This window comes from Oleiphilus sp. HI0128, assembly GCF_001635365.1.
Window position 1 is genome coordinate 1 of the sequence record NZ_LWGG01000771.1, and the last position, 8,806, is coordinate 8,806.

The following is an 8,806-nucleotide window of genomic DNA, read 5'->3' on the forward strand; positions in this document are numbered from 1 at the left end:
TATCCATAAGTTATTCACTCATAAATACTTCGAAGTATCCGAAGTATTTATGAGTGGCAATTTAAATCCATGCTTTCCCCCAGCCGTTTGGTTAAAGATCCAAAAAAAATTGATCAGTTTTTTTCGATCATATTGAGCTGAATATTCGACTTTTTCATAGCTAGGTAAAAGCATATAAATGTCTTCTCATCATTTAAAGCAAGGACCTACCTATGACAAAAGTTTTTCGAGAAATGGTTGAGCATGACGCAGCAGGGGGAATTCTATTAATTCTCGCGGCTTTGGCGGCACTCATCATGGCGAATACAGCTTTCAATGGTTTCTACCAAGGTGTGCTTAACTTACCCGTCACCATTCAATTCGGCTCCTTTGAAATTGCTAAACCGCTATTGCTTTGGGTCAATGATGGCTTGATGGCACTGTTCTTTTTCTTGGTCGGCCTAGAAGTTAAACGAGAAATTATTGAAGGCCACTTATCTTCAAAAGACCAGATAATACTACCTGCTATTGCCGCTGTGGCGGGCATCATTGCTCCCGCTTTAGTTTATGTTAGCTTAAATCAACAAAATCCGGCGGCACTTCAAGGCTGGGCTATTCCATCGGCAACTGATATCGCCTTTGCTTTAGGTATATTTAGTCTGTTCGGCAAAAGCCTACCACTGACCCTCAAGCTATTCCTGCTCTCGGTTGCTATATTTGATGATATCGGTGCGATAGTCATTATTGCCATTTTTTACTCACAAGACCTATCAACAGCCTCTCTTGCCGTTGCCATTTCAGGTCTGTTTGTTCTAGGCCTGTTGAACCGATTCAAGGTGAGCAAACAAGCGGCTTACATTATTGTCGGTATCGTTGTGTGGGCAGCCGTACTCAAGTCAGGTGTTCATGCTACGCTAGCGGGTTTCATCGTGGCTTGGTTTATACCAATTAACGTGGCCACTGAAGACGGACACCCAATGTTAAAGCAAATGGAACACAGCATTCAGCCTTGGGTTGCCTTTATGATACTGCCTGTGTTCGCATTCGCGAATGCCGGTGTCAACTTAATCGGGATCGGCACTGATGATCTATTTAACTCAATTACATTAGGTATCGCGCTTGGGCTGTTTTTAGGCAAACAACTGGGAATCTTTGGCGCTTGCTGGCTGGCGGTGAGATCAGGTATCGCAAGCCTGCCAAAAGATACCACATGGCCTCAATTATATGGTGTATGCGTACTGTGCGGAATTGGTTTTACCATGAGCTTATTCATCGGCACACTCGCTTTTGAGAGCCATGACCCAAGCTATCACGACAGCGTCAAACTAGGTGTTCTGTTAGGGTCAGTTATGTCAGCTGTGATGGGGGCCATCATTATTATAAGAAGCCGAAACAATAAAGCTGTATAAAGCGGCACACTCTAATGCACCAACCTGCGCCAAAGAGGGCTGACTCGTTAAATAAATAGCACTCTTTGGTACAAAATTTCGTTTATATAGATCCACTAAGCAAAATTCAGCGTACAAACACTAGGTAGATATTATTTTTTATTTCCCTGATTTTTAAGACGAGGTGATTTCTGATATGTGGAATAAAGCACGAAGCAGTGCCCCCTTGCTCATCATAATAACTTTGCTGAGCCTCATATTGGAAGGCTGCTCACTACTTGGTATACGCACTACAGATGAGGCTCGCTATACCGTTGAAAAGAAGGTCGGCAATATCGAAATAAGACGATACGAACCTGTCATGATAGTTGAAACCTACGTAAATGAGCCCAACTTTCGTGATGCAACCGACCAATCCTTTAGACGTTTGTTTGACTATATTTCTGGGGCCAATGTTTCTGCCAATGACATTTCGATGACAGCACCAGTCATCGCTGAACCACAGGAAGAAAAAGGTAAAATAGTTGCGATGACCAGCCCTGTTATTGCGAGTCCGAGCAAGACTGAGAACGAACGGCAAGGCTGGATTTTGAAATTTGTGCTACCAGACAAGTTCACTATTAACAATTCTCCTCAACCTACAGACCCGCTTGTTTGTCTTCGTGAGGTTCCTGAGAAACGAGTTGCAGCGATTAGCTATTCAGGATTATGGAGTGAAAGCAATTATCAAAAACATGTCAATCAACTGAGTGACTGGCTCAACAGCAATAATTACTCTTCAATTTCACTAGCTAGTTATGCAGGGTACGATCCACCCTGGGCACTACCATTTCTGCGACGCAATGAGATATTAATTGATGTTCTACCTTAGGTTGATAATTGTGCTCGCCTTAGTGTCGAGCTCTGTTTCATTGAATGCTGAGCCATATCAAACCGGCAGTAAGGAAACGTCGCTAGTAAAAAAAAGCCAGGCTAGAAAACAACAGACTGGCTGGTTTTACGGTGCTTTTACAAGCATCAATTCCTCTTATTATGCCGGCGTAGGAGCTGACACGGTTGCCCTGCCTATTATAGGTTATATAGGTACTAGGTTTAGCTTTTTGGGGCCTCGTGCCAGCTATATCATACATCAGAGTGCTGAACTGGAAGCTTTGGCACTCATCACCTATAAGTCGGTCGGTTACAAACCGAACGACTCAAAGCATCTTGACGGAATGACGAGGCGCCAGAACTCATTGTTTGGCGGTCTGAGTACAAGCCTCAAAAAAGACAGACTGTCGTACACACTTAGCTATCTTCATGATTTACAGAACCATTCAGGCGGACAAGATTTCACCCTTGCAATGTCATACCGTTACAATTACGGGCCATTTTTTTTGACTCCAAAGATCTCTTTAAACTATTTGGATAGCGCGTACAGTAACTACTATTTTGGCGTGCGCGATCACGAATCCAATTCAGATAGACAAGCTTACACTCCCAACACGTCGATCAATCCGTCTGTTAGCCTTAACTTTGCAACGCCAATTTTTCTCAAAGGCTTTACCCGTGCCAGCGTGACACATTCCTGGCTGGACTCCTCGCTATATAACAGCCCTATTGTTAACAACAAAAACCATTGGAAGGTAAATCTTTCTTTCACCCGATTCTTTTGATTTCAAACCTGAATCAAGCTGATGCACCCTTCCAATAAGCCATTACTCCCTGCACTCAGTTTTCAATAACCATTGAGGTCACACAAAATGAACCAATCCAAGGCTGCAGCAATTATCATCGGCGCTAACGGGGGTATTGGGAGCGCAATCCTTAAACGTATGCAATCAGATAGAAGCATCACGACTATTTTTGCGCTGTCTAGGAACGAGCCCCAGAGAAATGAAAGTCAAAAAACAAAAACCGAATGGCTACAAACCGACGCCAAGCTTAGTTCGATTCAGGCTTGCTGCAAACAAATAGCGGACAGTCATATACCTATTCGATATATCGTGATCGCCAGCGGTTTACTACATAGTAAAGAACTCAACATAAAGCCTGAGAAACGTATCGAAGATATCAACTATGAAAGTCTGCATAGCGTTTTTGAGACCAACACGTTCATGCCGATTGTCTGGTTAAAAGAGCTGACCGGGTTACTGAATAAAAATTCAGCGACCACGATTGCTGTATTATCAGCAAGAGTGGGTAGCATTAAAGATAATCGGCTCGGCGGCTGGTATAGCTATCGAGCCTCTAAAGCAGCACTAAACATGCTTCTCAAGAATGCTTCTATTGAATACAGTCGTCGCTTTCCAAAAGCAAAAGTCATTTCATTCCACCCTGGAACCACAGACACCGAACTTTCAAAGCCATACCAAGCGGGCGTTCCAGAAGAAAAACTATTCAAGACCGACTTTGTCGCAGATCGGCTGCATCAACTCTTAGTTGAGTCAAAAGCAGATGGAAAGTTAAGTTTTAAAGATTGGAACAATATGGATATTGAGTGGTAGTAGGCCAGCTCTTGGCTTACTCAGAAACCTAAACCGAACCAAGCTACTAAGGTAACAATTGTTTTACTCAGCCTTTTCTACACGAGCCGTGTCGATTTCTAACTCATGAGTCAATGGCTATCATTGTTCTCCACGGGCGTCCATCACACACTGTATAGTTTGAGCATGTTTTTAGGCAGCCCCTGCAAGGTAATCTTAGGGTAGTGCTTTGTTTGCTGCGATGCTCTGTATCTACATTTTTACTTGTATTGGTAGCCATAAAATAACGCTCTCCTAGACTCGCTCTAATTCGAAAAAAAAGTCCCGCAAAGCGGGACAAAGGTAGATCGATTTAGATAACCACTTCTACTAAGGGGCTGTGATTACCGCATCGACTACATGAATAACACCATTTGAGGTTTCAACATCTGTAATCAACACCGTGGCATTTCCAACCATCAGCATACCCATATCGATATCTACTGTAAGATCTGTATCTGCACGCAATGTCGGTACAGCCGTGCCATTTGCTGCATAGGCAGCTATGGAGTCAATTTCTGTGCCGCTGATTACGTGTTGGCTCAAGATATCTGCCAAGCCACCTAAAGCAAGCACTTCACTAGGTGTACCCACTGCTGCGAACGCTGCATCAGTCGGTGCAAACACGGTGAACGGCCCATCCCCCACCAACGCAGCATCTAAGCCTTCTTGCTGAAGCGCGGCGAGCAAGGTTGTGAACTCTGCATCCACCTCAGCCCCTGCCAAATTAGTCACCAGCTCACCAATGGTAATACTGTCATCTGATAAAGCATCAGCTGATGGTGGCAATAGGACTTTATCAATCGCATGGATTATTCCATTTGATGTATCGACATCGGCAACAATGACCTTAGATGTGTTAATGAATAAGTCTGGGTCATCATAAGAAATTGCCAGATCTTTTGCGGTATATAACGGCGTTGTTGTATTGCCTGACAGGCTGATTGCGGTCAAAGCATCAACTTCAGAGTCCAATACATGATATTGCAGAATATCCCCAAGATTCGTTAGTGCAAGAATATCACCGGCACTATCAAACGCGTCATTATTTGCCACCAAGTCTGCAAAGGCATCATCAGTCGGTGCAAAAACGGTTAGGTCTGGCGTTGTCGCTAAAGTGCTTACTAAGCCAGCCTCAACGACGGCAGCCACCAATGTATCAAAGCGACCATCTGCTTGTGCCGTTTCAACAACATTGAAATAATTTGGTGGAATAAGAACCTTATCTATTGCGTGAATGATACCGTTGTCCGCAACAACGTCAGCGATCACAACTTGAGAGCGGTTAACAAATAGATCATCGCCAGAGACAGATACTTCAATACTCGACGTCTCAACAGTGGGTGTTGTGTTATCCATCATTCCAGCTAAGGATGTAGCTGCTGTCGCGTCAACCGTTCCAGATAAAACATGGTAAGTCAGGATATTAGCTAGGTCTGAACGCGCCAGGAACTCATCTGGCGTCACACCCAATGCTGTAAACAATGCATCGAAGGCATCGTCCGTCGGCGCAAATACTGTAAACTCTCCACCACTTAGGGTTTCACCTAAGCCTGCCGCCGCCACCGCAGCATAAAGTGTATCGAAGCTATCGTTGCAGTCAGCGATGTCTGCGATTGAACCCGTGCAAGACGCTGCGCTATCGTTATCGCTGTCACTACATGCTGACAATAATAGTGTTGAACTGGCAAACAACAATACGGATAAACTTTTGGCCCAAGAAAGCCTGTCTAAAAGTCGAGTGGACATAATGTGTACCTTCCCTAAATCATTCTTCAATTTCGTTTTGAGTTAATACCGACATCATTCTTACAAATTAAACATGCGTCGGTGACATTCATCTTGAGCGCTTAAACCAGTTTACGGGGAGGTTGTAAATTCGGATCACAATTAAGTTCTGTTTTCTAAAACGAAACGACATGAAAACACAAAATTATGATCCGTTTTCGCATTCTTCGAGTAAAGGTAATTAAACAGTGTCCGGAGAATAAGCACCTATGCTCGCTAAAGAATATGCTGAAACCAAGATTAGCAATACGAGTGGAAACCCTTATGACCTTGAGAATAATCAGCTGCCACAACTGCCTATCGCAACGCAAATGAAGCTCTATAAATCTATGGAGTCTTACGCCCTGTCACAGCTGGTTTTATTTGCTCAGTTTCCCAGACTACTGAGCTCTTTGAAGTCATTGGTCGAACTAATCGAGAACGAAACTCAAAAATACTTAAGAACCCAGATCTATAACGATGGAAGTGTCTATTTAAAAATCATTTCTCTCATCGATTCTCTTGAGGTAATCGACCATATCGAAGGTTCAAAGCAGCAGAGGAAAGCAGTAAGCAGAAAGCTGAAAAAAAACCTTTCACTTTGGAAAGTCCCTCGCCACCTAGTGATAAAAGTTATCAACGAACACATCAATCAAGAAAACACAGCAGACCAATTTCTTCTGTGTGATCAGGTCCACACGCTGGAAAAACTAAGTAAACAATATAAGAGCGAACGTAATGAACTAATAACTGCAAATTTGAAGCTTGTTTTTAGCGTAGCTGGCAAATTTAGATTCCTCGGAATGCCTTACAACGATTTAGTGCAGGAAGGCAGTATCGGCTTACTTAAAGCCATTGAGCGCTTTGATCCCAGTAAGGGGTTCCTCTTTTCGACTTATGCTTATACTGCCATTAGTCATCACATACATGCGGCTATCGAAAAGCAAGCAAGTGTCGTTCGTAAACCTTACGATCAACTCCGCGATAAAGCAATTGCCGACAAAACGAGGGCAAAGCTAGAACAGCAGCTATCACGACCTCCTAGAAGCCATGAGTTTAGAGCGAGTTTGCCAGATAACATCAGTAATAAAGCACCTTATGTCGAATTAAATACTCATGCGACCGCTAACACAGAATGGTATGCACAGTCTCCAGAACCTGAAGAACACGAACTCATTGGAAAAAACGAACAAGACCTAAAAACACAGGAGCTCCTGTACAAACGAGACCTAAAAAACATCCTAGGGAGCTTAGATCTACGAAAACAAACCATACTCCGAATGCGATATGGCATAGGAATCAACCGCACCTACACGCTAAAAGAGATCAGCGAGATACTCTTCATCTCATCTGAAAGGGTTCGCCAATTATCGCTTCAATCTGAAAAAGAGCTGAACACAATCTTAGAAAGTGAACCAGACACCGATCTGGGCAATGGCAATTGAGATCCATTATTCAATTTGATTCGTAATGATTAATAATGAGAGGAAACGGACTATGAATTTATCAAATGCGATTATTAAAATCGACAAACTACGCTTACGAACATTCATCGGCTTTAATGAAGAAGAAAAAATTAAACAACAAGATATCGTCGTGAATGTCGAACTACATTATTCTGCCAATAAAGCCGCGCAATCAGATCAGGTGAAAGACGCGCTGGACTATAAGATCATTACCAAGCGAATCATTCAACTTGTTGAAGAAGGCAGATTCTTATTACTCGAGCGACTTGTAAAAGAAATTTTGCAAATTTGCACCACGAGTCCCCACACCACCTTCGCCAAAGTAAACGTTGAGAAACCACACGCGCTCCGGTTTGCTGATTCAGTATCACTGACAATGCAGGCCTCAATCCTACCTGAAACTTTGGAGAACTATGCCCATGCTTAGCCCTGAAGCCCAATTAGTTAAAAGCACCTTAGTTGAAATGGGACTTGAAACGCCTCTTGTTCAGACGCCATACACTGACGAACAAAAATATCAGCGAATTAAGGGTTTATTAGCCGAGGTCGTGGCAACTTTGGGGCTAGACCTTCAAGACGATAGCCTGGCTGAAACTCCACACAGAATCGCAAAAATGTACTTGGAGGAGATATTCTCTGGCCTGGACTATCAGAACTTTCCCAAAATAGCGGTTATCGAAAACAAAATGAATGTCGATGAAATGGTTAAAGTCAGTCGCATTAACCTGATAAGTACTTGCGAACACCACTTCGTCACGATCGATGGTTTAGCTAAAGTCGCGTATATTCCCGCAGAAAAAATCATCGGCTTATCCAAGATAAATCGTATCGTAAAGTTTTTTTCACAGCGCCCTCAAGTTCAGGAACGATTAACAAAGCAAATTTTAGTTGCGCTGCAAGTCTTACTCAATACCGACAACGTCGCAGTATCAATTAACGCAACACATTATTGCGTTAAATCCCGAGGTATTATGGATGCAAACTCTGAAACATCAACGACAGCCTTAGGAGGTTCCTTTAAAACCAACCCACAGACACGCGCTGAGTTTCTACAAGAGGCCCATCAATAATTGATTGCTACACAATCAATGGCGGGGACAAACACCATCGCTGTTTATCCCCAGAGCTATCGGCGTGATAGCAAGCAGCGCTGCGCCTAAACAGGCACAGCCAAACCAATCCTATCGCGCAAGCCAAAGCGATTAAGTAGCTTGTAGCTTTTCCAACCCAGCACACTAACCGATGTCATCACTCCTGCCATCATCGCGCCACCAATGCCACAGCTAAGCACATCCTGGCCAGTTAGATACAAGCCGGGAATTCGCGTCTCAGGTCGCAGCCAGTCTTGCTCAAAACGAGAAGGGTCATGATTAAGTCCATAGAGCTCACATTTTTTGTAGGCGCAGAAGAAGTTTGTCGACAAGGGCGTACTGGTTTCGTGATAGTCGATTTTACCTTCTAAGTGAGGCATTTTTTCATAGAGTGCTTTCAGCATACGCTCGGTAAACATGTCTTTGAGTGCTTCGTAGTCCGTGCCTCGTTTCCCCCATGGCTGGTCTTCCCACTTTTCAAACCATTCATAAGGACAAGGCGCAACGATTTCTATCGTCGACTTGCTAGGGTTCTTTCGCTGCCATTCAGGGTCTTTTGCAGACGGAAATGAAATATACACCGCAGGCAAAGGCTTATCTTTGTCATTCTC

At 43.5% G+C, this 8,806-nt stretch carries 8 protein-coding genes and 1 pseudogene; 7 read left to right on the forward strand and 2 right to left on the reverse strand.

Going from position 1 to position 8,806, the window contains the following annotated elements:
* Window positions 1-212 precede the first annotated feature (212 nt).
* The 4 genes from nhaA (at window position 213) to A3763_RS10795 (ending at window position 3,853) form a co-directional block, all read left to right on the forward strand.
* Complete coding sequence (gene nhaA, locus A3763_RS10780) at window positions 213-1,388, forward strand: Na+/H+ antiporter NhaA (RefSeq protein ID WP_068554918.1); 1,176 nt, start codon at window positions 213-215, stop codon at window positions 1,386-1,388.
* Between the two features lie 175 nt (window positions 1,389-1,563).
* The gene (locus A3763_RS10785; RefSeq protein WP_068515449.1) at window positions 1,564-2,238 is read left to right on the forward strand and encodes a heme-binding protein; all 675 of its coding nucleotides are present in this window, start codon (window positions 1,564-1,566) and stop codon (window positions 2,236-2,238) included.
* A 10-nt stretch (window positions 2,239-2,248) separates the two neighbouring features.
* A complete protein-coding gene (locus tag A3763_RS10790; RefSeq protein ID WP_197482883.1) occupies window positions 2,249-3,022 on the forward strand; it encodes a MipA/OmpV family protein in 774 nt (257 codons plus the stop codon).
* 87 nt (window positions 3,023-3,109) lie between these two features.
* The gene (locus tag A3763_RS10795) at window positions 3,110-3,853 is read left to right on the forward strand and encodes an SDR family NAD(P)-dependent oxidoreductase (RefSeq protein WP_068515443.1); all 744 of its coding nucleotides are present in this window, start codon (window positions 3,110-3,112) and stop codon (window positions 3,851-3,853) included.
* A gap of 348 nt (window positions 3,854-4,201) precedes the next feature.
* Here the strand turns inward: A3763_RS10795 and A3763_RS10800 are convergent, their stop codons facing one another.
* Window positions 4,202-5,620, reverse strand: coding sequence for a fasciclin domain-containing protein (locus A3763_RS10800; RefSeq protein ID WP_068554920.1), 1,419 nt, complete (start codon window positions 5,618-5,620; stop codon window positions 4,202-4,204).
* Window positions 5,621-5,868: 248 nt separating this feature from the next.
* On the opposite strand from A3763_RS10800, the gene A3763_RS10805 reads away from it, so the two are divergent.
* The 3 genes from A3763_RS10805 to folE are packed head-to-tail and all read left to right on the forward strand — an operon-like array spanning window position 5,869 to window position 8,174.
* A complete protein-coding gene (locus A3763_RS10805; protein WP_068515439.1) occupies window positions 5,869-7,083 on the forward strand; it encodes a sigma-70 family RNA polymerase sigma factor in 1,215 nt (404 codons plus the stop codon).
* 52 nt (window positions 7,084-7,135) lie between these two features.
* Entirely contained in the window at window positions 7,136-7,531 is a 396-nt protein-coding gene (gene folX, locus A3763_RS10810) for a dihydroneopterin triphosphate 2'-epimerase (RefSeq protein WP_068515436.1), read from the forward strand.
* On the forward strand, window positions 7,524-8,174 hold the full coding sequence (folE, locus tag A3763_RS10815) for a GTP cyclohydrolase I FolE (RefSeq protein WP_068515433.1): 651 nt from the start codon (window positions 7,524-7,526) through the stop codon (window positions 8,172-8,174). The genes folX and folE overlap by 8 nt, the downstream gene beginning before the upstream one ends.
* 86 nt (window positions 8,175-8,260) lie before the next feature.
* Here the strand turns inward: folE and A3763_RS10820 are convergent.
* Window positions 8,261-8,806, reverse strand: a pseudogene (locus A3763_RS10820) (FAD-dependent oxidoreductase); the annotation flags it as partial.

Excerpts from the sequence above, each read along its gene's own strand:
- nhaA (WP_068554918.1), top strand. The coding sequence starts at position 213 with ATGACAAAAGTTTTTCGAGAAATGGTTGAGCATGACGCAGCAGGGGGA.
- A3763_RS10785 (WP_068515449.1), top strand. The coding sequence starts at position 1,564 with ATGTGGAATAAAGCACGAAGCAGTGCCCCCTTGCTCATCATAATAACT.
- A3763_RS10795 (WP_068515443.1), top strand. The coding sequence starts at position 3,110 with ATGAACCAATCCAAGGCTGCAGCAATTATCATCGGCGCTAACGGGGGT.
- A3763_RS10800 (WP_068554920.1), bottom strand. The coding sequence starts at position 5,620 with ATGTCCACTCGACTTTTAGACAGGCTTTCTTGGGCCAAAAGTTTATCC.
- A3763_RS10805 (WP_068515439.1), top strand. The coding sequence starts at position 5,869 with ATGCTCGCTAAAGAATATGCTGAAACCAAGATTAGCAATACGAGTGGA.
- folX (WP_068515436.1), top strand. The coding sequence starts at position 7,136 with ATGAATTTATCAAATGCGATTATTAAAATCGACAAACTACGCTTACGA.
- folE (WP_068515433.1), top strand. The coding sequence starts at position 7,524 with ATGCTTAGCCCTGAAGCCCAATTAGTTAAAAGCACCTTAGTTGAAATG.